The sequence below is a fragment of the Streptomyces sp. NBC_01460 genome (assembly GCF_036227405.1).
GTDB lineage: Bacteria > Actinomycetota > Actinomycetes > Streptomycetales > Streptomycetaceae > Streptomyces.
The window spans coordinates 2037986-2060962 of record NZ_CP109473.1 but is presented as its reverse complement, the minus strand read 5'-3'; the positions used below and the strand labels follow the sequence as shown (position 1 = coordinate 2060962).

The window sequence follows — 22977 nt, the reverse complement described above, 5'->3', positions numbered from 1 at the left end:
GTTCTTATCAGACGGCTGAGCGTGCGCTTAGTGCTCAGGTGGTCTCGAAGCGGACGACGACCGACTTGCTGGCCGGGGTGTTGCTGGTGTCCGCGGTGGCGTCGAGGGGGACGAGGACGTTGGTCTCCGGGTAGTACGCGGCGGCGCAGCCCCGGGCGGTGGGGTAGTGGACGACGCGGAAGCCGGGGGCGCGGCGTTCGACGCCGTCCTTCCATTCGCTGACGAGGTCGGTGTAGGAGCCGTCGGCGAGGCCGAGGGCGTGGGCGTCCTCGGGGTTGACCATGACGATGCGGCGGCCGCCCTTGATGCCGCGGTAGCGGTCGTCGAGGCCGTAGATCGTGGTGTTGTACTGGTCGTGGGAGCGCAGGGTCTGGAGCAGCAGCCGGCCTGCGGGGAGTTCGGGGTACTCGACGGGCGCGGCGGTGAAGTTGGCTTTGCCGGTGGCGGTGGGGAAGCGGCGTTCGTCGCGGGGGGCGTGGGGGAGGGTGAAGCCGCCGGGGCGGGCGACGCGGGTGTTGAAGTCCTCGAAGCCGGGGACGACGCGGGCTATGCGGTCGCGGATCGTGCCGTAGTCCTTCTCGAACTCCTCCCAGGGGGTGGTGGAGGCGGGTCCGAGGACGGCGCGGGCGAGGCGGGCGACGATGGCGGGTTCGGAGAGCAGGTGGGGGCTCGCGGGGGTGAGGTTGCCGCGGGAGGAGTGGACCATGCCCATGGAGTCCTCGACGGTGACGAACTGTTTCCCGCCGGCCTGGACGTCCTTGTCGGTGCGGCCGAGGGTGGGCAGGATCAGGGCGCGGGTGCCGGTGACGGCGTGCGAGCGGTTGAGTTTGGTGGAGACGTGCACGGTGAGGCGGGCGCGGCGCATGGCGGCTTCGGTGACGGCGGTGTCGGGGGTGGCGCCGACGAAGTTGCCGCCCATGGCGAAGAAGACCTTGGCGTCGCCGTCGCGGAGCGCCTGGATGGACCGTACGACGTCGTAGCCGTGGTGGCGTGGTGACGTGATGCCGAATTCCCGGTCGAGGGCGTCGAGGAAGGCGGGGGCGGGGCGTTCGAAGATGCCCATGGTGCGGTCGCCCTGGACGTTGGAGTGGCCGCGTACGGGGCAGACTCCGGCGCCGGGCCTGCCGATGTTGCCGCGCAGGAGGAGGAGGTTGACGACTTCGCGGATGGTCGGCACGGAGTGCTTGTGCTGGGTGAGGCCCATGGCCCAACAGACGATGGTGCGCTCCGAGGCGAGGATCATGGCGAGCGCCTGCTCGATGGTGTCGCGGTCGAGGCCGGTGGCGGTGAGGGTCTCGTCCCAGTCGGCGTCGCGGGCGGCCTGGGCGAATGCTTCGTAGCCGTGGGTGTGCTCGGTGACGAAGCCGGTGTCGACGGCTCCGTCGGTCTCGATGATCATCTTGTTGAGCAGGCGGAAGAGTGCCTGGTCGCCGCCGATGCGTATCTGGAGGAAGAGGTCGGTGAGGGCGGTGCCCTTGAGCATGCCGCGGGCCGTCTGGGGATTCTTGAACCGTTCGAGGCCGGCCTCGGGCAGCGGATTCACCGAGATGATCTTCGCTCCGGCGGACTTGGCCTGTTCGAGGGCGGAGAGCATCCGGGGGTGGTTGGTGCCGGGGTTCTGTCCGGCGACGATGATCAGGTCGGCCCGGTGGAGGTCTTCGAGGCTGACGCTGCCCTTGCCTATTCCTATGGTCTCGGTGAGTGCGGAGCCGGAGGACTCGTGGCACATGTTGGAGCAGTCGGGCAGGTTGTTGGTGCCGAACTCCCGGGCGAGGAGCTGGAGGAGGAAGGCGGCCTCGTTGCTGGTGCGGCCGGAGGTGTAGAAGAGCGCCTCGTCCGGTGAGGCGAGGGCGGTGAGCTCCTCGGCGACGATCTCGAAGGCGCGCTCCCAGGTCACGGCCTCGTACCGGTCGGCGCCCTCGGGCAGATACACAGGTTGCGTGATGCGTCCCTGCTGGCCGAGCCAGTAGCCGCTGCGGCCGGCCAGGTCGGCGACGGGGTGGGCGGCGAGGAAGTCGGGGGTGACGCGGCGCAGGGTCGCCTCCTCGGCGACGGCCTTGGCGCCGTTCTCGCAGAATTCGGCGGTGTGCCGCTTGTCGCCCTCGGGCCAGGCGCAGCCGGGGCAGTCGAAGCCGTCCTTCTGGTTGACCTTGAGGAGGGTCCGAGCGGTGCGCCGGAGGCCCATCTGCTGCTGCGCGGCGCGCAGGGTGTGGGCGATGGCGGGCAGTCCGGCGGCGGAGTGCTGGACCTCGTCGATCTGCGGCGCGTCCTGGACCGGGTCACCGGTCGGGGGCTTGGTGGCCATGGTGCTCCCCTTCGAGCCTGCGGGCGCCTGTGTGCGGGCGGGCGCGCGTCGCGTCCGTGTGCCGTGGCGTCCTGTCGCGTCTTCTTACGCCTTCACTGCTGTCTTTCGATCCTGTCATGCACGCGTGCCGGGGTGCTCCGCGGGAAGCGGGGAGGCCGCGGGCCCGGTCCCGGGGGCGTGGTAGTGGGGGATCGGGGCGGTGCGGGGCGGTGGCCGGTCCGGATTGTCGGTGGTCCGTGGCAGGATCGGGGGCGTGGCTGAGACGGCATCGAAGAAGACGGCAGACAACCGACCGCGCCTGCTCCTGATGGACGGGCACTCCCTGGCGTACCGGGCGTTCTTCGCCCTGCCCGCGGAGAATTTCACGACGGCGACGGGGCAGCCGACGAATGCCGTGTACGGCTTCATGTCGATGCTGGCGAACACGCTGCGCGACGAGGCGCCCACGCATTTCGCGGTCGCGTTCGACGTGTCGCGCAAGACGTGGCGCGCGACGGAGTTCCCTGAGTACAAGGCGAACCGCTCCAAGACCCCCGACGAGTTCAAGGGGCAGGTCGAGCTGATCGGCGAGCTGCTGGACGCGATGCACGCGGACCGGTTCGCGGTGGACGGCTTCGAGGCGGACGACGTCATCGCGACGCTGGCGACGCAGGCCGAGGCGGCGGGCTTCGAGGTGCTGATCGTCACCGGTGACCGGGATTCGTTCCAGCTGATCACGGACAACGTGACGGTGCTCTACCCGACGAAGGGCGTCTCGGAGCTGACGCGCTTCACCCCGGAGAAGGTCGAGGAGAAGTACGGCCTCACCCCGGCCCAGTACCCGGACTTCGCGGCGCTGCGGGGTGACCCGTCGGACAACCTCCCGGGCATCCCCGGTGTGGGGGAGAAGACGGCGGCGAAGTGGATCAACCAGTTCGGTTCGTTCGCGGAGCTGGTCGAGCGGGCCGACGAGGTCAAGGGCAAGGCCGGCCAGAACTTCCGGGACCACCTGGACGCGGTGAAGATGAACCGTGTGCTGACCGAGATGGTCCGTGACGTGGAGCTGCCCAAGGTCCCGGCCGAGCTGGAGCGCGCCCCGTACGACCGCACGGCCGTCACCGGCGTGCTGGACGTCCTGGAGATCCGTAACCCGAGCCTGCGCGAGCGGCTGCTCGCCGTGGACCCGGGGGCGGAGGAGGCCGGCCCGCCGGAGCCCCTGGCCGGGATCGAGCTGGACGGTGCGGTGCTGGGGTCGGGCGAGGTCGCCCCGTGGCTGGAGGCCCACGGCGGGCAGCCGCTCGGTGTGATGACCGTCGACACGTGGTCGCTGGGCACGGGCACGGTCACCGAGGTCGCGCTCGCCGCCGCCGACGGGGCCGCCGCCTGGCTGGACCCGGCCGAGCTCGACGAGGCCGACGAGCAGGCCCTGGCGGCCTGGCTCGCGGACCCGGCGCGGCCCAAGGTACTCCACAACGCCAAGAACGCCCTGCGGGTCTTCCCCGAGCAGGGCTGGCGGCTGGAGGGCATCACGATGGACACCGCGCTCGCCGCCTATCTCGTCAAGCCGGGCCGCCGTTCCTTCGCCCTGGACGCGCTGGCCGTGGAGTACCTCGGCCGGGAGCTGGCGCCCGCCCCGGCCTCCGACGGGCAGCTGGCCTTCGGCGCGGACGACCGCGCGGAGGCCGACGCGCTGATGGCGCAGGCCCGTGCCGTGCTGGACCTCGGGGACGCCTTCACGGCACGCCTGAAGGAGGTCGGTGCCACCGAGCTGCTGTACGACATGGAGCTGCCGACGTCGATCATGCTGGCCCGGCTGGAGCGGCACGGCATCGCCGCCGACCGGGCGCATCTGGAGGGCATGGAGCAGCAGTTCGCCGGTGCGGTGCAGCAGGCGGTGAAGGAGGCGTACGCCGCGGTGGGCCGTGAGTTCAACCTCGGCTCGCCCAAGCAGCTCCAGGAGGTCCTCTTCGGCGAGCTGGCCCTGCCGAAGACGAAGAAGACGAAGACGGGCTACACGACCGACGCGGACGCGCTGGCGTGGCTGGCCGCGCAGACCGAGCACGAGCTGCCGGTCATCATGCTGCGCCACCGTGAGCAGGCGAAGCTGCGGGTCACCGTCGAGGGTCTGGTCAAGACGATCGGTGCGGACGGCCGTATCCACACCACGTTCAACCAGACGGTCGCGGCGACGGGCCGGCTCTCGTCGACCGACCCCAACCTGCAGAACATCCCCGTCCGTACGGACGAGGGGCGGGCGATCCGCCGGGGCTTCGTCGTCGGCGAGGGCTTCGAGACGCTGATGACGGCCGACTACAGCCAGATCGAGCTGCGGGTGATGGCGCACCTCTCCGAGGACGCCGGTCTCATCGAGGCGTTCACCTCCGGGGAGGACCTGCACACGACGGTCGCCTCGCAGGTGTTCGGCGTGGAGAAGACGGCCGTCGACGCCGAGATGCGCCGCAAGATCAAGGCGATGTCGTACGGACTGGCCTACGGGCTCTCCGCGTTCGGCCTCTCCCAGCAGCTGAACATCGAGGCCGGCGAGGCGCGCGGCCTGATGGACACCTACTTCCTGCGGTTCGGCGGGGTGCGTGACTACCTCCACCGGGTCGTGGAGGAGGCCAGGTCCACCGGGTACACGGAGACGATCCTCGGCCGCCGCCGCTACCTCCCGGACCTCAACAGCGACAACCGCCAGCGGCGCGAGGCCGCCGAGCGGATGGCGCTCAACGCGCCGATCCAGGGGACGGCCGCCGACATCGTGAAGGTCGCGATGCTCAAGGTGGACCGTGCGCTGGCGGAGGCGGAGCTGACGTCACGCATGCTGCTCCAGGTCCACGACGAAATCGTCCTGGAGATCGCGGAGGGCGAGCGGAAGCAGGTCGAGGAGATCCTGCGCCGGGAGATGTCCACGGCGGTCGAGCTCCGTGCGCCGCTCGACGTCTCGGTCGGCGTCGGCAAGGACTGGGAGACGGCCGCCCACTAGGAGTGTGCCCGGCGCCCTGCCGGCCTCAGCGGCCGGCAGGGCGGGTCCGTGCGGTGTCCGCCGCGCGGGGCCCCTCCGGCGGCCGGGAGCCCGACGGCTTCCGCAGCAGCCGCATCCACACCCCGTACAGCACGAGGCCCGCCGCCAGGCCCGCCCCGGCGCCGAAGCACGCCGTCGGGATGATGTCGAGGGGCGTGTCGATGTGCCCGACATAGGCGTACCAGCGGGCGCACCGGTGGACGGCACCCAGCACGACGCACAGGGCGAGGACCGCGCACGCGCACCGGCGTTCGGCACGGCCCAGCACCGGCACGCACTCGGGCGCCGGGACCGGCCCGGTGTGCCGCAGAGCCGTGTACGTGAACCAGCCCAGGACCACCAGCGCCACGGCCGAACTCCCGTACTGCACGAGCTGGAAGACGGGGTGGCCGCCGACGCCGCGGCCGAGGACGGGGATCAGCTCCGTGCCCCACCGGTCGTGGTGGGTGAAGGCGTCCCACACGACGTGGGTGCCCGAGCCGATGACGGCCGACACGACGAACCACGCCGCCTCGCGCAGGACGGGGCGCCCGGGCTCCCGTCGCCGTCCCCGCAGGAAGACGTGCACGCGGCCCCGCGCCGCGCCGGGCAACAGGGCGACGAGCGGTTCACGCAGCATCAGCCACAGTGCCACCAGGGCGCCGGTCATGAGGACGTCCACGGTGAACACCCCCCACACGGCGTGTGTCACCTCGCCGAACTCCATCGCCCCGGGGACGACCGTGTCGGCGTAGTAGGTGAGGTCGGGCGCGAACGATCCCGCGACGAGCGCGGAGGCGACGAGCGGCCCGCGGCCCGCGCCTGACCTGCGGATCCCCGGGAGCACGGCTGCGGCATGGCTGAGCGTGAACGGCATGGCGGCAAGTATGCGTGAGCCCGTGTCACCCCTCCCGGGGACCTTGGTGACTTGGCGGCGGTGAAGCTGAGAAATCCGTAAGAACCGGTCAGGGGCCGGTGTTCGGGCGCGAGGAGTTGCCGTAGGGTCGCCTGAGTCCTCGCGCTGGGGAGCGCGAGCGCCGTCGACGGGGAGGGACCGACACGTATGGCAGCGCAATTCGGCCGCAGGCTGCGCAGAGGAGCCACCACCACAGCGGTGGCGGCTGCCGCCGTGGCGGCCCTCGCCGCATCGCAGGCTCCCGCCGCACCGCAGACCGACGGCGGAGCCGACGACCGGACGGCGGCCGGCGCGACCCCGTCCGAGGACAGTGCGGCCACGGGCAACTCGCCCTACCACACGGACCTTCCGCCGCTCACCACGCCCGGCAAGCCCGGCGCCTCGGTGAACCTGCCCGTGACCGGCAGCGCCGAAGCGGGCATACCCGCGTCCGTCCTGGCCGCGTACAAGAAGGCCGAGACGGAGCTCGCGGGCACCGACGCCGCATGCCGTCTGCCGTGGCAGCTCCTCGCCGCGATCGGCAAGGTCGAGTCGGGCCAGGCCCGCGGCGGCAAGGTCGACGCGGACGGCACCACTCTCTCCCCGATCCTCGGCCCGGCTCTCAACGGCCAGGGCTTCGCACTGATCAAGGACACCGACGGCGGGGCGTACGACAGCGACGCGACCCATGACCGCGCGGTCGGCCCGATGCAGTTCATCCCGTCCACCTGGGCCACCTGGGGCCAGGACGGCAACGGTGACGGACGCAAGGACCCCAACAACATCTACGACGCGGCGCTGGCCGCCGGCCGCTACCTCTGCGCCGGCACCCGTGACCTGTCGCTCGCCGCGGACCTCGACCGGGCGGTGCTGAGCTACAACCACTCCACGGAGTACCTGCGCACGGTGCGCTCCTGGTTCGACTACTACAAGCGCGGCACGCACGAGGTCCCGGACGGTACGGGCGTCCTCCCGGCGGGCACGGGCGGCGGCACGTCCTCCCCGTCGCCCACGCCGACCCCTCCCGGCACCGGCACGCCGAGCCCCGGTCCGACACCGCCCGGCCACAGCCCCGACCCCACGCCTCCTGCCACCCCGAAGCCGCCGAAGCCTCCGACCACGCCTCCGACGAAGCCGCCCACGCCGCCCGCGACGCTCGGCAGTCTCGAGAACGCCGGGACCGGCACCCTCACCGCCACGGCGGGCGAGGCGTTCGCCGAGCGCGTCAAGGTCCGTGCGAGGAGCACGACCGGTACCCCGTTCGCCAAGGCCCCGGTCACCTTCGCCGTCGCCGGCGACACGGACACCCGCTTCGCCGGCGGGAAGAGCACCGTGACCGTGACCACCGGCTCCGACGGCACCGCCGTCGCCCCCGCCCTGACCGCCGGTGAGAAGACGGGCTCCTTCAGGGTGACGGCCGTGGCCGGCACCGCCAAGCTGCGCACCCTCACCTACACGGCGAGCGTCACCGCACGGGTGGCGGACACCCTCGCCCGCACCGACGACAAGGTGCTGACGGCCGCCCCCGGCGGAGAGTTCGCCGACCCGGTCACGGTCAGGGCGGCGTACAAGGGCACGGGGGTGGCGGACACCGCCGTCACCGCCACGATGATCACCGACGCGGAGAAGCCCGCCGAGAACGACAAGGGTCCGTACTTCAAGGACGCCGACGGCAAGGCCGTCCGCACCCTGGACCTGACGACCGGCGCCGACGGGCTGCTCGAACTCCCGAAGATCTACGCCGACGAGACGGCGGGCACCTACACGCTGCGGCTCACCACCGCGAGCGGCGCCACGCTGACCGTCGAGCTGAAGGTCGAGGCACCCGCGGCCTGAGCCACGGGAGCAGCGGCGAGGGGGTGTCCGGCACGCGCCGGACCCCCCTCGCCGCGTCTCCTGTCCGGCCTCAGTCCCGGCGCAGCCGCGCCGACGTGAAACGGGTGGCCTCCGTCGTCGTCGGGTCCTCGGGCCACGGATGCTTCGGATAACGGCCCCGCAGCTCGGCGCGCACGCCCTTGTAGCCCTCCCGCCAGAACGACGCCAGGTCCGCGGTCACCGCCGCCGGGCGCCCGGCCGGGGACAGCAGGTGCACCAGGACCGGCACCCCCGCCACCCGGGGCGTCTCGCGCAGCCCGAAGAGCTCCTGGAGCTTCACCGCGAGCACCGGCTGCTCACCGCCGTACTCCACCCGGATCCGGGAGCCGCTCGGCACCTGGATCCGCTCCGGGGCGAGCTCGTCGAGGCGGCCGGCGTCACCCGTCGCCCACGGCAGCAGCCGCCGCACCGCCTGGCCCGCGTCGATCCGCGCCAGATCCGAGCGGCGGGCGGCCCGTGACAGCTCCGGCTCCAGCCACTCGTCGGCGCGGGCCAGCAGCGCGCCGTCCGACACATCGGGCCACGGCGCCCCCAGCACCCGGTGCAGGAACGCGAGGCGCAGCCGCAGCTGCTCACCGTCCCTGGTCCACCGCAGCAGCCCCGGGCCCTCGCGGCGCAGCCCCTCCAGCAGCGCCCCGCGCACCAGCCCGGGGGCGGGCCCGCGCAGCGCGCGTACCGACAGTTCGACGGCGCCCAGACGGTCCACGGACCGCGCCACCACGTCGCCGCCCGCCCACCGGACCTCCTCGCCGGAGAACCGCAGGTGCCCGGCGGCCAGCAGGGCCGTGCCCTCGTCGATGACGGCCGCGAGCCGCACCCGGGCGGACGCCGCGTGGGCGGGCCGGTCCGCGACCGCGACCGCCAGCCAGGGCGCGCTGCGCAGCCGGGAGCCGTCCCGGAGCTCCGCGCCTGTCCCCGACGCCATGAGGAACGTCCCCTCGCCCCTGGCCCGTGCGACCCGCTCGGGGAACGCCAGGGCCGCCACCAGCCCCGCGGCCGCGTCGTCCGGACCTGCGGCCGTGTCCTTCTTCGGCGATCCGAGGGACTGCGAGAGCCGCCGCACCTCCTGCCGCCAGCGCGCCGCGTAACCGTCGCCGCCGCGCCGGGCCGTGCGCAGCGCGTGCGCCAGGTCGTCGCCGTACTCGCGCGGCGGCTCCTCGCTCAGCAGTGCCACGACCTCCGCCGCGCGGCGTCCGCCGACCTCGTCCGCGCCGTCCAGGAGGGCACGGGCCAGCCGGGGATGCAGACCGAGCCGGGACATCCGCACACCCCGGGCCGTCGCGCGCCCCGCGCCGTCGACCGCGCCGACCGCGCCCAGGACCTCCCGTGCCGCGCCCATGGCGCCGGCCGGCGGAGGGTCCAGGAGGGCGAGCCCGGACGCGTCCGGATCGCCCCAGCACGCCGCCTGGAGGGCGAACGCCGCGAGGTCGGCCACCTTGATCTCGGGGGAGGGGAACGCGGCCAGCCGCCCGTCCTCGGCCTCCTCCCAGCAGCGGTACACCGCGCCCGGAGCCTCACGGCCGGCGCGGCCCGCCCGCTGGCGGCCCGCCGCCCGGGACGCCCGTACCGTCGTCAGGGCGCTCAGGCCCCGGGCGTGGTCCGTACGCGGCTCCCTGGCGAGGCCCGAGTCCACGACGACCCGCACCCCGGGCACCGTCAGGGACGACTCGGCCACGGACGTCGCCAGCACGACCCGGCGCCTCTCCGAGGACCCGGCCAGCACCGCGTCCTGCACGGCAGCCGGGGCACGCCCGTGGACCTGGAGCACCTCGGCGTCCACACCCGCGAGCCGTCCGGCCACGCGGCCGATCTCGCCGACGCCGGGCAGGAAGCACAGCACGTCGCCGTCCCGCTCGGCGAGAGCCCGGCGCACCACGGCCGCCACATGGGTCAGCAGGGCCGGGTCCACCCGCATCCCGTGCGGCGGACGCACGGTCCCGGCCGGCGGCGCCCACACCGTCTCGACCGGATGGGACACGCCGTGCGCCTCGACCACGGGCGCGTCACCGAGCAGCCGCGCCCAGCCCTCGGCGTCCGTCGTCGCCGACGCCGCCACCAGACGCAGCTCGGGCCTGATCGTCCCGCGGACGTCGAGGAGGAACGCCGCGGCCGTGTCCGCGTCCAGATGGCGTTCGTGGCACTCGTCGATGATCACCACGTCGACCCCGGCCAGCTCCTGGTCACGCTGCAGCCGCTGGAGGAGCACCCCGGTGGTCACGACCTCCACCACCGTGTCCGGCCCCACCGCCCGCTCACCGCGCACCGTGAAGCCGACCCGGTCACCCGTCCGCTCGCCGAGGAGCCACGCCATGCGCCGTGCCGCCGCCCGCGCGGCGATCCTGCGGGGCTCGGCGACGAGCACCCGGCGCACCGGCCCGCCGCCGGTCAGCCCGGCGAGCACCAGGGGCACGAGGGTCGTCTTGCCGGTCCCGGGCGGTGCGCAGAGCACGGCCGCCCCCCGCTCGTCGAGCGCCCGCTCCAGGGCGGGCACGGCGGTGCGGACGGGCAGCTGGGCCAGGGCGTCGGTACGGATCACGCCCCCAGTCTCGTACGCCGCCCCCTCACGACGAGCGGGGGTCCCGCTCACACACGAAGATCGCGGTGCCGGGGATCAGGTTGCCGCGCAGCGGGGACCAGCCGCCCCACTCCTGGTCGTTCCAGGCCGGCCACTCGGGCTCCACGAGGTCCGTCAGCCGGAAGCCGCCCGCCACGACGTCCCGCACCCGGTCGCCCAGCGTCCTGTGGTGCTCCACGTACACCGCGTCGCCGTTCTCGTCCTGTTCCACGTACGGCACGCGGTCGAAGTAGGAGGCGGAGACGGAGAGCCCCTCCGGCCCCGGCTCGTCGGGGAACGCCCAGCGGATCGGGTGGGTCACCGAGAAGACCCAGCGGCCCCCGGGCCGCAGCACCCGGTGCACCTCGCGGAAGACCTGGACGGGGTCGGCGACGAAGGGCACCGCGCCGTAGGCGGAGCAGGCCAGGTCGAAGGAGCCGTCCCGGAAGGGGAGCCGCCCCGCGTCCGCCTGCACGAGGGGCACGCCCCCGCCGATGCGCAGGGCGTGCTGGAGCTGGCGGTGGGAGAGGTCCAGGGCCACCGGGCGGGCGCCCCGGGCGGCGAGCCAGCGCGAGCACTGGGCGGCGCCCGCGCCGATCTCCAGGACGTCGAGGCCCTTCAGCTCCCCGGCCGGGCCCAGCAGGGCGGCCTCGGCCTCGTCGAGGCCCTCCGGGCCCCAGACGAAGCGGTCGTCCCCGAGGAAGGCCCCGTGGTCGCTCTGGTACTCGTCGGCGTTCCGGTCCCACCAGCCGCGGCTCGCCCGGCTGCTCTCCGGGTCACCGGCTTCGCGCCGGGTCGCCTCGGGTTCGGACTCGTAGATCTCTTGGCTCATCGTGCCCGTCGTTGTAGTTTGCCTTCACCCGCTCCGCGCGGGTGCCTCCCCGGGCCGTACGGGTCGGTACGCCCGTGTGCGCGCGACACACCGCTGGGACCGATGTGGCCTCGGCGAACGTGAGTTGTGCCGGGATTGGGGTGGTGTGCCCCGGGTGTGCGCCTTCGCGCATTGACCCTGTCCGGCTGCCCCCGTATGCTACAAGTTGCGCTGCGAGCCTGCGCGCCTCAGACCTAGCAGGCCGCGCTCGCGTCTGTTGCATGTCCCCTCGGTTGTCGAGGTGCCTATCCGGTACAGGTTGGGTGCCCTCCAGGCTGTCCGGCTTCTGCAGAGGCGATACGGGCTTTCGGCGTAGCAGTACCTACGACTCACTGTCCGTACCGGAGCCCTTTCCCACATGACGAGCAGCACCGAGACCACCGCCACCACTCCGCAGGTTGCGGTCAACGACATCGGCGACGCGGACGCGTTCCTCGCGGCGATCGACGAGACGATCAAGTACTTCAACGACGGCGACATCGTTGACGGAGTCATCGTCAAGGTTGACCGCGACGAGGTCCTCCTCGACATCGGTTACAAGACCGAAGGTGTCATCCCGAGCCGCGAGCTCTCGATCAAGCACGACGTCGACCCGAACGAGGTCGTCAAGGTCGGCGACGAGATCGAGGCCCTGGTTCTCCAGAAGGAGGACAAGGAAGGCCGCCTGATCCTCTCGAAGAAGCGCGCTCAGTACGAGCGTGCCTGGGGCACCATCGAGAAGATCAAGGAAGAAGACGGCATCGTCACCGGTACCGTCATCGAGGTCGTCAAGGGTGGTCTCATCCTCGACATCGGCCTCCGTGGCTTCCTCCCGGCGTCGCTCGTCGAGATGCGTCGCGTCCGCGACCTCCAGCCCTACGTGGGCAAGGAGCTCGAGGCCAAGATCATCGAGCTGGACAAGAACCGCAACAACGTGGTCCTGTCCCGCCGTGCCTGGCTCGAGCAGACCCAGTCCGAGGTCCGCCAGACGTTCCTCACGACCCTGCAGAAGGGTCAGGTCCGCTCCGGCGTCGTGTCCTCCATCGTCAACTTCGGTGCCTTCGTGGACCTGGGTGGCGTCGACGGTCTCGTGCACGTCTCCGAGCTGTCCTGGAAGCACATCGACCACCCCTCCGAGGTTGTCGAGGTCGGCCAGGAAGTCACCGTCGAGGTCCTCGACGTCGACATGGACCGCGAGCGCGTCTCGCTGTCGCTCAAGGCGACGCAGGAAGACCCGTGGCAGCAGTTCGCCCGTACGCACCAGATCGGGCAGGTCGTTCCCGGTAAGGTCACCAAGCTCGTTCCGTTCGGTGCGTTCGTGCGCGTCGACGAGGGCATCGAGGGTCTGGTCCACATCTCCGAGCTGGCCGAGCGCCACGTGGAGATCCCGGAGCAGGTCGTCCAGGTCAACGACGAGATCTTCGTCAAGGTCATCGACATCGACCTCGAGCGCCGTCGCATCAGCCTCTCGCTGAAGCAGGCCAACGAGGCCTTCGGCGGCGACCCGGCCTCGGTCGAGTTCGACCCGACCCTGTACGGCATGGCCGCGTCCTACGACGACCAGGGCAACTACATCTACCCCGAGGGCTTCGACCCCGAGACCAACGACTGGCTCGAGGGCTTCGAGTCGCAGCGTGAGGTCTGGGAGACGCAGTACGCCGAGGCGCAGCAGCGCTTCGAGCAGCACCAGGCCCAGGTCATCAAGTCCCGCGAGGCCGACGAGGCTGCCGCTGCCGAGGGCGCTGCCGCCCCGGCCGGCGCTGCCCCGGCTGCCTCCGGCGGCAGCGGTGGCGGCGGCTCGTACTCCTCGGAGTCCGCGGACAACTCCGGCGCCCTGGCGTCGGACGAGGCCCTGGCCGCCCTGCGCGAGAAGCTGGCCGGCGGCCAGAGCTGACGCTCTGACCCCAGCCGCTCATCGGCTGTAGAGCTGTAGGTGAGGCCCGTCCCCTCCGGGGGGCGGGCCTCACTCATGTCCGGGGCGGGCGCGGGCCGGCCTCACGGCCTCAGCGCCTCATGGCCTCAGGGCGTCACGGTGATGTTCGTCAGCCCCTTGCCGCCGGTCACCGTGTTGCTGCCGTACACGGTGGTGCGGCAGGCGGCGCTCTGGTTGGTGACGTTCACGGCGAGCTGTCTGCCGCCGGTGGCGCCGGTCAGGTCCGAGGTGTTGCCGCGGAAGACCGTGCCGCAGCCCCAGCCGCTCTGCTGGGTGTGGGTCTCGTATCCGTTGTTCGTGGTGCGGACGCCCTTGTTGTTCTCCACCAGCACGTCGTTGCCCTTCACGTCGACCCAGGAGTCGTCGTAGTTGGCGCCGGTCAGTCCGCTGCCGTCGAAGGTGTTCCCGATGATCCTCGCGCCCGTGGTGCCCTCCTTGATGTCGACGTTCTCGCCGCCGACCCCCGGGCCGATGGTGTTGCCCTGGATCAGGACTCCGTCGCTCCGGTCGGTGAGGTCACCCGCCGAGCCCACGTACACGCCCTCGCCCATGCCCCGGCCGTTGTGACCGGTGTCGTGGATCCGGGAGTTCCTCAGGACGCCGTCCCGGCTGGACGTGCGGAAGTGGACGCCCTCCATGTCGAGGTCGTGCACGGTCACCGAGTCGATGACGACACCGTTCGCCGCGTCCGTCACGATGCCCTTCTGGCCGCCGGTCACCGTGAGGCCGTACACCGTCCAGTACGAGGCCCCGTTCAGGTGCAGCCCGTATCCACCGCCCGCGGTGAGGACGGCCGCCGGGGATCCGGTGAGGGTGATCCGCGCGGCGGAGGTGGCCGGGACGGTCGCCTTGAAGTTGCCGGTGTACGTGCCGTCGGCGAGCCGGATCGTGTCACCGGGGGCCGCGGCGGCCAGCGCCGCCTTGAGCTGGGCCGCGGTGCTCACGTCGACGACCGCCGCCGCCCGCGCCCCGTCGGCCGCGGCGAGGGAGGGGGCGCCCGAAACGAGCGCGGCGGTCAGCAGGGCGGGGATCAGTGTGCGGGCGCGCATGGGGGTGCCTTCCCGTCGAAGATGCCAAAGGTTCTCGTACGTGAATGTGGGGCGAGGCTCTGAAACTGCCCGCGACGCTAAGTGGACTGCGTGGGCATGTCAAGGTCTGGACCAATAAGTCCTGGCCGCCGTCGGACCTAGACGGAAAGAGGAAACGTGTGGGATACACGAGTCGCTGACGGCCCGTAACAAGCGCTTGCCAGGATCCGCCGCACCACCAGGATCACCAGGGGAGCCAGGCAATGACACACATGTCGAACACCTCACGCGTCTCACAGGTCTCTCCCGTAGCGGCGGGTGCCAGCCGCCGAAGCTTTCTGCGCAACGTGGGTGTCTCCGGCGGCGCCGGTGCCATGTTCGCCACCATGGGGGCACTCGGCCTCGCCCCCACCGCCCAGGCGGCGGCCCGCGAACCCGCCTTCCGGGCCCCGAGCCCCGGCGACTTCTCTCTGAAGGGCAGGGCGGCGGCGAAGGTCGTCGTCGTGGGCGGAGGCATCGCCGGCCTGGCCGCCGCGTACGAACTGGGCAAGGCGGGGTACGACTGCACGGTCCTGGAGGCGCGGGGACGCACCGGCGGGCGCAACTTCACCGTCCGGGGCGGCGACTCGACCACCGACACCCACGGCAACAAGCAGACCGCCCGCTTCAGCGACGGCCAGTACATGAACGCGGGGCCGGGCCGGATCCCGCAGTGGATGGTCACCCTCGACTACTGTCGCGAACTCGGCGTACCCGTCGAGGTGTTCACGAACGAGAATGCCAACGCCTACCTCTTCAACGAGAAGGCGGGCATGAAGGCGCCGGTGCGCTACCGCACCGCGAAGGCCGACGTGTACGGCTACGTCGCCGAGCTCCTCGCCAAGGCGGAGGGCATGGGCGCCCTCGACCGGCAGATCACCGCCGAGGACCAGGAGCGCCTCCTGGAGTTCCTCAAGGAGTTCGGCGACATCGGCGACACCCTCGAGTACACCGGCAGCCCCCGGCGCGGCTACCGCGTCGACCCGGCCGCCGCCGGGACCCCGGGGGAGGAACTCGGCTCCGTACCGACCGCCTCCGAGGTCTTCGCCAGCGGTGTCGGGCGCTACTTCTCCTTCGAGTTCGAGTACGACCAGGCCATGCTGATGTTCCAGCCCGTGGGCGGCATGGACCGGATACCCGCGGCGCTCACCAGGGCGGTCGGCGAGCGCAGGATCCGTACCGGAGCGGCCGTCACCGACATCACCGACACCGCCCACGGCGTCACCGTCACCTACACGCAGTCCGGCCGTACCCGCCGCGTCGAGGCGGACTACTGCATCGCCGCGCTGCCGCCCAACATCCTGGCGAAGACCGCGCACAACCTCGGCCCGGCCGTCCAGACCGCCCTGGAGGCGTGCAAGCCGTCCTCGGCGGGCAAGATCGGGCTGGAGTACCGGAGCCGCTGGTGGGAGAGCGACCACCGGATCTTCGGCGGCATCACGGAGACGGACATGGACCTCTCGCACATCTGGTACCCGTCCTACGGCCACCTCGGCGAGCGCGGCACCATCATCGGCTACTACAACACCGGTTCCAACGCCGACTCCTACGCCGCCCTCGCGCCCCGGGAGCGGGAGGCGCGGGCCGTCGCCCAGGGCGTCAAGATCCACGGCGACAAGTACCGCACGGAACTCGCCACGTCCTTCTCCCACCACTGGCGCCAGACCCCGTACCTGGAGGCGTCCTGGCACTCCCTGTCGGGCGGACCCGACGCCCCCGCCTTCGCCCCGCTCAACAGCCCCGCCGGGCACGTGTACTTCGCCGGTGACTACCTCAGCCACACCGACGCCTGGCAGCACGGGGCGTTCACCTCCGCGCGGAAGGCGGTGACGGCCCTGCACAGCCGTGTGCTCGCCTGACCGCGAGGACACCCGGCCCGGGCGGGAATGCGACGGCCGGGCGGGGTGTTCTTGTCCAGGAACACGAGGAGGAGCGGTAACCGTGCCTGATCCGCAGAGTTTGTACGAATGGGAGCCGAAGGGCCTGGCCGTCGTCGACATGGCGCTCGCCCAGGAGTCGGCCGGCCTGGTCATGCTCTACCACTTCGACGGATACATCGACGCGGGCGAGACCGGCGAGCAGATCGTCGACGGCCTGCTCGAGACGCTGCCGCACCAGATCGTGGCCCGCTTCGACCACGACCGGCTCGTCGACTACCGGGCGCGCCGCCCGCTGCTCACCTTCAAGCGCGACCGGTGGGAGTCGTTCGAGGCGCCCACCCTGGACGTCCGGGTCGTGCAGGACGCCACGGGCGCGCCCTTCCTGCTCCTGTCCGGACCCGAGCCGGACGTGGAGTGGGAGAGGTTCGCCGCCGCCGTGGAGCAGGTCGTGGAGCGGCTGGGTGTCCGCCTCTCGGTCAACTTCCACGGCATCCCCATGGGCGTTCCGCACACCCGTCCCGTCGGCATCACCCCGCACGGCAACCGCACCGACCTGATGCCCGGACACCGCAGCCTCTTCGACGAGGCGCAGGTCCCCGGTTCGGCCGAGGCGCTCGTCGAGTACCGGCTGATGGAGGCCGGGCACGACGTCCTCGGTGTCGCCACCCACGTGCCGCACTACGTCGCCCGGTCCGCCTACCCGGACGCCGCGCTCACCGCCCTGGAGGCGATCACCGCGGCGACCGGGCTGGTCCTGCCGAGCCTCGCGCACACCCTGCGCACGGAGGCGCACCGCACCCAGACCGAGATCGCCCGGCAGGTCGGCCAGGGCGACGAGGAACTCGTCTCGCTCGTCGAGGGTCTGGAGCACCAGTACGACGCGGTCGCGGGATCCGAGACGCGGGGCAACCTCGTCGCGGAGCCGGTCGACCTGCCCTCGGCCGACGAGATCGGCCTCGAATTCGAACGCTTCCTCGCGGAACGCGAGGGTGATTCCTGAGGGGACCTCCGGCCGCCCGCCGGCCGGAGGCTAGGCTCGGCGCATGCTGAAAGTGGGCCTGACCGGCGGGATCGGCGCCGGCAAGAGCGAAGTGTCACGGCTGCTCGCGCAGTACGGAGCCGTACTGATCGACGCCGACCGGATCGCCCGGGAGGTCGTCGAGCCCGGAACCCCGGGGCTCACGGCCGTCGTCGAGGCCTTCGGCCCCGGAATCCTGAGGCCCGACGGGTCCCTGGACCGGTCGGCGCTCGGCTCGATCGTCTTCGCCGACCCCGAGCGGCTGGCCACGCTCAACGCCCTCGTCCACCCGCTCGTCGGGGCGCGTTCCGCCGAGCTGGAGCGGGCCGCCGGAGCCGGCGCGGTCGTCGTCCACGACGTCCCGCTGCTCACCGAGAACGGCCTCGCTCCTCTCTACGACCTGGTCGTGGTCGTGGACGCGGCTCCCGCGACCCAGCTCGACCGGCTCGTGCGGCTGCGCGGCATGACGGAGTCCGACGCCCGCGCCCGGATGGCGGCGCAGGCCACCCGCGAGGAGCGGCTGGCCGTCGCGGGTCTGGTCGTGGACAACGACGGGCCGCTGGAGGATCTGGAACCGCAGGTCCGCGCTCTCTGGTCGGAGCTCACCGCCCGGGCCGCCACCGGCTGACCCGGCGGCCGGCCGGAATACGGGCACCCGGCCGGACGTTGAAGTGCGGCAGGCGAGGGGAAGGATGGTGTCGTGCCCGAGAGAAACCCGGAAACCCATGTCATCGACTTCCGCGCGGCGGAGCAGCTGCTCGCCGCCCGGGATCCACGGGGCGCGGTCAAGCTGCTCGACTCGGTGATAGCCGCCCATCCGGAGAACACCGCGGCCCGGCTGCTGCGTGCGCGTGCGTTCTTCGCCGCCGCTCAACTGCGCCCGGCCGAGCTTGAGTTCGAGCTGGTCCTGGAGCGGGAGCCGGACAACGCCTTCGCGCACTTCGCCCTGGCCCGGACCTTCCAGCGCGCGGGCCGCCCCGAACAGGCCACCCGCCACTTCCGGCTGGCCGCCGCGCTCGACCCGAATCCGGAGTACCTGCGGGCCGCCCGCTTCGACGACCGTCCCTGACGGCTCCGGCCGCCCCGGCGGAACTCAGGGGACGTAGGGACTCCGTCCGCCTCGCTCGGGCTCGTACGGGGGGACGTCCCGGCCGGGCTGGTAGTGCGGCCCCTGCCGCAGGTGACGGATGACGACGCAGAGGTCCACGACCGTCACCGCCAGCAGGACGGCGCAGGCCGTCGCCCAGCCGGCCCGCCCGGTCGCCACGAAGGCCACCACGCCGAACAGGGCCCAGATCATGCCCCATACACTCAGCCACAGTCGCATCCGCAGGGGGCTGCGAGCGGTGGACGGTTCACTTCCGGTGCGCATCAGCATCGCCTCTCCTCCAGCATGCCCCCGCGGTACGGCGTACGGAAACCGCGGACGGCGGACGGCCGACGGGGAGCGGACAGTGACGACGACAGGGCAGGGGTACGCGATGCGGGGAACGGCGTCATGGGGTTCCGGAGTCGCCCGCCGGTCCAGGGTGCGCGGCGCGCTGCTGGGCGGCGCCGTCGGGGACGCGCTGGGCAACCCCGTCGAGTTCCTCTCCCTGGACGGCATCCGCCGCACCCACGGCGAGCGGGGCGTACGCGGCCTCGTCGCGGATGCCGACGGGGTCGCCGGACGGATCACGGACGACACCCAGATGACGCTCTTCACGGTCGAGGGGCTGATCAGGGCCCGTTCCCGGGCTGCCTCCAAGGGCATCGGGGGTGCGGAGACCGAGACCGTCCGCCATGCCTATCTGCGCTGGCTCGACACCCAGAACCACGCCTCCCCGCCCGCGCGCGCCGGTGACGACCCCGTACGGACCGGCTGGCTCAGGCAGCAGCCCTGGCTGTACGCGCGCCGCGCTCCGGGCAACGCGTGCCTGACGGGGCTGGCCTCCGGCCCGACCCCGGCGCCCGGCGTGGAGCTCGTGCTGCCGGGCCCCGTCAATCCGCACTCCAAGGGCTGCGGCACGGTGATGAGGTCGGCCCCCTTCGGTCTGCTGGGAGCGGACGCGGCGGAGGCCTTCTCGCTGGCCGCCAGGTGCGCGCTGATCACCCACGGCCATCCCACGGGTGCGTACGCGGCGGGCACGCTCGCCGCGATCGTCACGCATCTGCTGGAGGGCGACTCGCCGGAGGGCGCCGTGCTGCGCGCCATGGACCTCCTGGGCCGCCGGCGCGGACACGAGGAGACGACGGCCGCCCTGCGCGCGGCGGTCGACCTCGCGACCCTCGGCCGTCCGTCCGCCGAGCGGGTCGAGTCGCTGGGAGCGGGCTGGGTCGCGGAGGAGGCCCTGGCCATCGCCGTGTACTGCGTGCTCGTGCTCCCGGGGGCCGAGGACGTCGCCGAAGCGCTGCTCCTGTCCGTCAACCACTCCGGGGACAGCGACTCCACGGGCTCCGTCTGCGGCAATCTGCTCGGCGCGCACCACGGCGACGTACGGCTGCCCGCCGCCTGGCTGGCCCGCACCGAGGGGCGGTCCGTGATCGCGGAGATCGCCGACGACCTGTCCATGGAGCTGGAGCAGCCGGTGAGGTGGCCCGAGGGCCGCTACCCGCATCACTGACCGTCACCACCCGTGACGCCGGCGGGAACGCCGCCCCGCCCCCGTACGTTCCGGCGGGTATGAGCGGAGAACTGGTACGTGAGGGACACAGCGGGACGGGGCCCGGCCCGGTCACTCCGGACGGCTGCGCGGTCGAGCTCTACACCCGCCTGTCCGCCGGCACCGAGCCGGACGTGATCGGCTCGGTGCTGCGGCCGGGGGCGAGCGTGCTCGAACTGGGCTGCGGGACGGGCCGGGTGACGCATCCGCTGGTCGCTCAGGGCCTCCAGGTGACCGCGGTGGACGAGTCGGAACAGATGCTGGAGCGCGTCCGGGGCGCCCGTACGGTCCGGAGCCCGATCGAGGCGCTGGACCTCGGGGAGGAGCGGTTCGACGCCGTCGTGCTCGGCTCGTTCCTGGTGCACACGAGCGATCACCGGGTCAGGGAGGGGCTGCTCGCGACCTGCCGCAGATACGTGAAGGACGACGGTGTCGTGCTCATCCAGCGTGAGGGCGCCGACTACCACTCCGATCTGCCCAGGGAGCGGGAGGACCGGGCCGCCGGCTGCACCATCCGGATCCTCTCGGCGGAGCCCGTGGGCGACGGGGTCGACGAGGTGCGCGCGGAGTACGTGTTCGAGGACGCCCGGTGGACCCAGACCTTCCGGTCGCGGGCGCTTTCCGTGGAGCGGTTCGAGGCGTGTCTGGGCGAGGCCGGACTCCTCGTCGACCGCTATCTCACCCCCGACGGCACATGGGTCCTGGCCCGGCCCGAGGCGCTCTGAAAGAAGCCGGGTCGGGGGCTCCCGGGGCGATGAGTTCCGGGGCGGGGCGCGGTCTACCTCTCTGAAAGCGCCGGGCAGCGCGGCGGCAGTGGCCGCCTTCCGCGCCGGCGCCCGTCATCCACGACTCCCTCGGAGGGGACCGCCATGTCCGAAACCGCCGCCACCGCCTCGCCCGCCGTGTCCGAAGCCGCCACCGCCCCGCCCGCCGTGCCGGGCCGTACCCCTGCGCCGCGCCGCCGCGTGGCATCCGCCGCGCTGACCGGGGCCCGGGTGGTCCTCGCGCTGTTCCTCGGCTTCAGCGCGGTGGCCAAGCTCGTCGCCCACACGTCGGCCGTCGAGTCGTTCGACCGGATGGGCTGGGGCAGCGGGGCGATGTACGCGATCGGTGGCCTGGAGCTCGCCGGTGCGCTGGCCCTGCTGGTCCCACTGCTCGCCGGGGTGGCCGCCGTCGCGCTCGTCGGGCTGCTGGCCGGCGCGGCCGTCGTCCAGCTGACGCTGCTCGACCCGCCGAACGCGGTCATGCCCGCCCTGCTCGTCGTCCTGGTCGTCCTGATCGCCCGGGAACGGCGGGAACGTACCCGGGAGCTGTTCGCGCTGCTCGGCGGGCGCGGTCGCGGCGGAGAGTCCCGCGCCGGTCAGTGAACGAAGCGGTAGCTGCGCCAGGGAAGGTTGCGCGGTGAGTTGACGTCGGTGAACGTCGTGGCCACGTAGGTCGTCCCGCCCCCGGAGCAGTCCCGGGTGGGGTAGAGGATCATGTCGATCCTGGTCTCGTTGCTGACCTCGCGCGTGCCGCCGGATTCCAGTTCGTGGCAGCCGTTGACCGACGGGCTGTTCACGCTGACGACCTTGTCCTGCTCGGTCGTGTACTCGACGGGTCCCACCGCCGTACGCCCCAGACCGGAGCAGCCTGTGACGGTCAGGGTGAGGAGGACCGCACCGGCGGCGATACCGGTGCGTCGGCGGAGCGCGGTGGGGGGCGCGGTGACGGACATGGGCGGGATCCTCGTCTGCTCGTCCGGCTCATCGGTACGTCACGGGGACGTGCTGGCGCTGGCCACCCTGCCCGCTGCCGGGAGTGCCGGCATCCCGTGCGCGGCCGGCCGGGGCGCCGGGCACCCGGACGGGGGTTCGAGAATGGGCCAATCGGGCATATCGTGTTAATAGGGCGTACTGGGTGGGTGTGGTGAGCGAAGCACCCCCGGAGGCAGGGGGCCGACATGGTCCAGGTTCTGTTGATCGCACTGGTCGCGGTGCTCGCGGGCGGCCTCGTGTACACCATGGCCGCGGCCCGGGTGGTCAAGCAGTACGAACGGGGCGTGGTGCTCCGGCTCGGCCGGCTCCACGACGAGGTGCGCTTCCCCGGGCTCACCATGATCGTCCCTGGTGTCGACCGGCTCCGTAAGGTGAACATGCAGATCGTGACGATGCCCGTGCCCGCTCAGGACGGGATCACGAGGGACAACGTCACGGTGCGGGTGGACGCCGTCATCTACTTCAAGGTGGTGGACGCGGCCAGCGCGGTGATCCAGGTGGAGGACTACCGCTTCGCGGTCTCCCAGATGGCCCAGACCTCCCTGAGGTCGATCATCGGCAAGAGCGACCTGGACGACCTGCTGTCCGACCGCGAGAAGCTGAACCAGGGCCTGGAGCTCATGATCGACAGCCCCGCCGTGGGCTGGGGCGTGCAGATCGACCGTGTGGAGATCAAGGACGTGTCGCTGCCGGAGACGATGAAGCGGTCCATGGCCCGGCAGGCGGAGGCCGACCGTGAGCGGCGCGCCAGGGTCATCAACGCCGACGCGGAGCTCCAGGCGTCGAAGAAGCTCGCCCAGGCCGCCCAGCAGATGTCCACACAGCCGGCGGCGCTGCAGCTGCGGCTCCTGCAGACGGTGGTCGCGGTCGCGGCCGAGAAGAACTCCACTCTGGTCCTGCCCTTCCCGGTGGAGCTGCTCCGCTTCCTGGAGCGCGCGCAGCAGCCGCAGCCCGCGGGCGCCGGCGAGCAGCGGACGGCGCCCGAGCAGCCGGTCCGGGCCGCGGGCCCGTCCGACGCGGAGCCGTCCGGTCCGCCCCCGGCGGACTCGTCCGCCGGGGAGCCGGAGCCGGACGGTGTGCCGGAGTTCGACCCGGAGCTGCTCCCTGAGTTCGATCCCGAGAAGGGGTCCGGCCGGTCCCGTAGCGAGCCGTTCACCCGTCACTGACAGGCCGGTCCGCCCGCTCCGTCCGAGGGAACACGGCCGGGGCGGGCGCTGT

18 protein-coding genes are annotated in these 22977 nt (G+C 72.3%); 11 read left to right on the top strand and 7 right to left on the bottom strand.

All coding sequences use genetic code 11. The features are described from left to right. Positions 1-34 precede the first annotated feature (34 nt). Positions 35-2305: an FdhF/YdeP family oxidoreductase gene (locus OG488_RS09195; RefSeq protein WP_329227637.1), complete on the bottom strand. Its 2271-nt coding sequence runs from the start codon at positions 2303-2305 to the stop codon at positions 35-37. A 253-nt stretch (positions 2306-2558) separates the two neighbouring features. On the opposite strand from OG488_RS09195, the gene polA reads away from it, so the two are divergent. Then, the gene (gene polA / locus OG488_RS09190) at positions 2559-5270 is read left to right on the top strand and encodes a DNA polymerase I (RefSeq protein WP_329227635.1); all 2712 of its coding nucleotides are present in this window, start codon (positions 2559-2561) and stop codon (positions 5268-5270) included. 25 nt (positions 5271-5295) lie between these two features. On the opposite strand, the gene OG488_RS09185 is transcribed toward polA, so the two are convergent. Continuing rightward, positions 5296-6165, bottom strand: a complete 870-nt coding sequence (locus OG488_RS09185; protein ID WP_329227634.1) for a DUF4184 family protein — start codon at positions 6163-6165, stop codon at positions 5296-5298. Between the two features lie 186 nt (positions 6166-6351). On the opposite strand from OG488_RS09185, the gene OG488_RS09180 reads away from it, so the two are divergent. After that, positions 6352-8019, top strand: a complete 1668-nt coding sequence (locus OG488_RS09180) for a lytic murein transglycosylase (RefSeq protein ID WP_329227633.1) — start codon at positions 6352-6354, stop codon at positions 8017-8019. A gap of 70 nt (positions 8020-8089) precedes the next feature. Here the strand turns inward: OG488_RS09180 and hrpB are convergent, their stop codons facing one another. Together hrpB and OG488_RS09170 are read right to left on the bottom strand one after the other, a co-directional pair. After that, positions 8090-10594: an ATP-dependent helicase HrpB gene (gene hrpB, locus OG488_RS09175; protein ID WP_329227631.1), complete on the bottom strand. Its 2505-nt coding sequence runs from the start codon at positions 10592-10594 to the stop codon at positions 8090-8092. 25 nt (positions 10595-10619) lie between these two features. After that, positions 10620-11444 carry a class I SAM-dependent methyltransferase gene (locus tag OG488_RS09170; RefSeq protein WP_329227629.1) on the bottom strand — a complete coding sequence of 275 codons (825 nt, stop codon included), beginning with the start codon at positions 11442-11444 and terminating at the stop codon, positions 10620-10622. A 397-nt stretch (positions 11445-11841) separates the two neighbouring features. On the opposite strand from OG488_RS09170, the gene rpsA reads away from it, so the two are divergent. Further along, a complete protein-coding gene (gene rpsA / locus OG488_RS09165; RefSeq protein ID WP_277334515.1) occupies positions 11842-13356 on the top strand; it encodes a 30S ribosomal protein S1 in 1515 nt (504 codons plus the stop codon). Between the two features lie 125 nt (positions 13357-13481). Here rpsA and OG488_RS09160 read toward each other — a convergent pair whose 3' ends face one another. Further along, complete coding sequence (locus tag OG488_RS09160) at positions 13482-14444, bottom strand: right-handed parallel beta-helix repeat-containing protein (RefSeq protein WP_329227627.1); 963 nt, start codon at positions 14442-14444, stop codon at positions 13482-13484. Between the two features lie 353 nt (positions 14445-14797). Here OG488_RS09160 and OG488_RS09155 point away from each other — a divergent pair, with 353 nt between their 5' ends. The 4 genes from OG488_RS09155 (at position 14798) to OG488_RS09140 (ending at position 18429) form a co-directional block, all read left to right on the top strand. Continuing rightward, the gene (locus tag OG488_RS09155; RefSeq protein ID WP_329238531.1) at positions 14798-16321 is read left to right on the top strand and encodes a flavin monoamine oxidase family protein; all 1524 of its coding nucleotides are present in this window, start codon (positions 14798-14800) and stop codon (positions 16319-16321) included. 82 nt (positions 16322-16403) lie between these two features. Beyond that, positions 16404-17342: a PAC2 family protein gene (locus OG488_RS09150; RefSeq protein ID WP_329227625.1), complete on the top strand. Its 939-nt coding sequence runs from the start codon at positions 16404-16406 to the stop codon at positions 17340-17342. Positions 17343-17385: 43 nt separating this feature from the next. Beyond that, the gene (gene coaE / locus OG488_RS09145; RefSeq protein WP_329227623.1) at positions 17386-17988 is read left to right on the top strand and encodes a dephospho-CoA kinase; all 603 of its coding nucleotides are present in this window, start codon (positions 17386-17388) and stop codon (positions 17986-17988) included. A 72-nt stretch (positions 17989-18060) separates the two neighbouring features. Further along, positions 18061-18429, top strand: a complete 369-nt coding sequence (locus tag OG488_RS09140; RefSeq protein ID WP_145802325.1) for a tetratricopeptide repeat protein — start codon at positions 18061-18063, stop codon at positions 18427-18429. Positions 18430-18453: 24 nt separating this feature from the next. On the opposite strand, the gene OG488_RS09135 is transcribed toward OG488_RS09140, so the two are convergent. Then, positions 18454-18732 (bottom strand): DUF6343 family protein, encoded by a 279-nt coding sequence (locus tag OG488_RS09135; RefSeq protein ID WP_329227620.1) that lies wholly within the window; start codon positions 18730-18732, stop codon positions 18454-18456. A gap of 109 nt (positions 18733-18841) precedes the next feature. Here OG488_RS09135 and OG488_RS09130 point away from each other — a divergent pair, with 109 nt between their 5' ends. The 3 genes from OG488_RS09130 to OG488_RS09120 all read left to right on the top strand — a co-directional run bounded on the left by OG488_RS09130 (position 18842) and on the right by OG488_RS09120 (position 21369). Next, on the top strand, positions 18842-19963 hold the full coding sequence (locus tag OG488_RS09130) for an ADP-ribosylglycohydrolase family protein (protein ID WP_329238528.1): 1122 nt from the start codon (positions 18842-18844) through the stop codon (positions 19961-19963). 59 nt (positions 19964-20022) lie between these two features. Then, positions 20023-20727: a class I SAM-dependent methyltransferase gene (locus OG488_RS09125; protein WP_329227618.1), complete on the top strand. Its 705-nt coding sequence runs from the start codon at positions 20023-20025 to the stop codon at positions 20725-20727. A 144-nt stretch (positions 20728-20871) separates the two neighbouring features. After that, the gene (locus OG488_RS09120) at positions 20872-21369 is read left to right on the top strand and encodes a DoxX family protein (protein ID WP_329227617.1); all 498 of its coding nucleotides are present in this window, start codon (positions 20872-20874) and stop codon (positions 21367-21369) included. On the opposite strand, the gene OG488_RS09115 is transcribed toward OG488_RS09120, so the two are convergent. Continuing rightward, positions 21363-21719 (bottom strand): hypothetical protein, encoded by a 357-nt coding sequence (locus OG488_RS09115; protein WP_329227615.1) that lies wholly within the window; start codon positions 21717-21719, stop codon positions 21363-21365. The genes OG488_RS09120 and OG488_RS09115 overlap by 7 nt on opposite strands. Positions 21720-21944: 225 nt before the next feature. On the opposite strand from OG488_RS09115, the gene OG488_RS09110 reads away from it, so the two are divergent. After that, positions 21945-22925, top strand: a complete 981-nt coding sequence (locus OG488_RS09110; RefSeq protein ID WP_329227613.1) for a slipin family protein — start codon at positions 21945-21947, stop codon at positions 22923-22925. The last annotated feature ends 52 nt before the right edge of the window (positions 22926-22977 follow it).

Bases quoted from the DNA above. Each gene is read 5' to 3' on its own strand.
- OG488_RS09110 (WP_329227613.1), top strand. From the start codon at position 21,945: ATGGTCCAGGTTCTGTTGATCGCACTGGTCGCGGTGCTCGCGGGCGGC.
- OG488_RS09130 (WP_329238528.1), top strand. From the start codon at position 18,842: ATGCGGGGAACGGCGTCATGGGGTTCCGGAGTCGCCCGCCGGTCCAGG.
- OG488_RS09160 (WP_329227627.1), bottom strand. From the start codon at position 14,444: ATGCGCGCCCGCACACTGATCCCCGCCCTGCTGACCGCCGCGCTCGTT.
- OG488_RS09170 (WP_329227629.1), bottom strand. From the start codon at position 11,444: ATGAGCCAAGAGATCTACGAGTCCGAACCCGAGGCGACCCGGCGCGAA.
- OG488_RS09120 (WP_329227617.1), top strand. From the start codon at position 20,872: ATGTCCGAAACCGCCGCCACCGCCTCGCCCGCCGTGTCCGAAGCCGCC.
- OG488_RS09195 (WP_329227637.1), bottom strand. From the start codon at position 2,305: ATGGCCACCAAGCCCCCGACCGGTGACCCGGTCCAGGACGCGCCGCAG.
- OG488_RS09185 (WP_329227634.1), bottom strand. From the start codon at position 6,165: ATGCCGTTCACGCTCAGCCATGCCGCAGCCGTGCTCCCGGGGATCCGC.
- OG488_RS09115 (WP_329227615.1), bottom strand. From the start codon at position 21,719: ATGTCCGTCACCGCGCCCCCCACCGCGCTCCGCCGACGCACCGGTATC.
- rpsA (WP_277334515.1), top strand. From the start codon at position 11,842: ATGACGAGCAGCACCGAGACCACCGCCACCACTCCGCAGGTTGCGGTC.
- OG488_RS09180 (WP_329227633.1), top strand. From the start codon at position 6,352: ATGGCAGCGCAATTCGGCCGCAGGCTGCGCAGAGGAGCCACCACCACA.
- OG488_RS09155 (WP_329238531.1), top strand. From the start codon at position 14,798: ATGTTCGCCACCATGGGGGCACTCGGCCTCGCCCCCACCGCCCAGGCG.
- coaE (WP_329227623.1), top strand. From the start codon at position 17,386: ATGCTGAAAGTGGGCCTGACCGGCGGGATCGGCGCCGGCAAGAGCGAA.
- OG488_RS09125 (WP_329227618.1), top strand. From the start codon at position 20,023: ATGAGCGGAGAACTGGTACGTGAGGGACACAGCGGGACGGGGCCCGGC.
- OG488_RS09135 (WP_329227620.1), bottom strand. From the start codon at position 18,732: ATGCGCACCGGAAGTGAACCGTCCACCGCTCGCAGCCCCCTGCGGATG.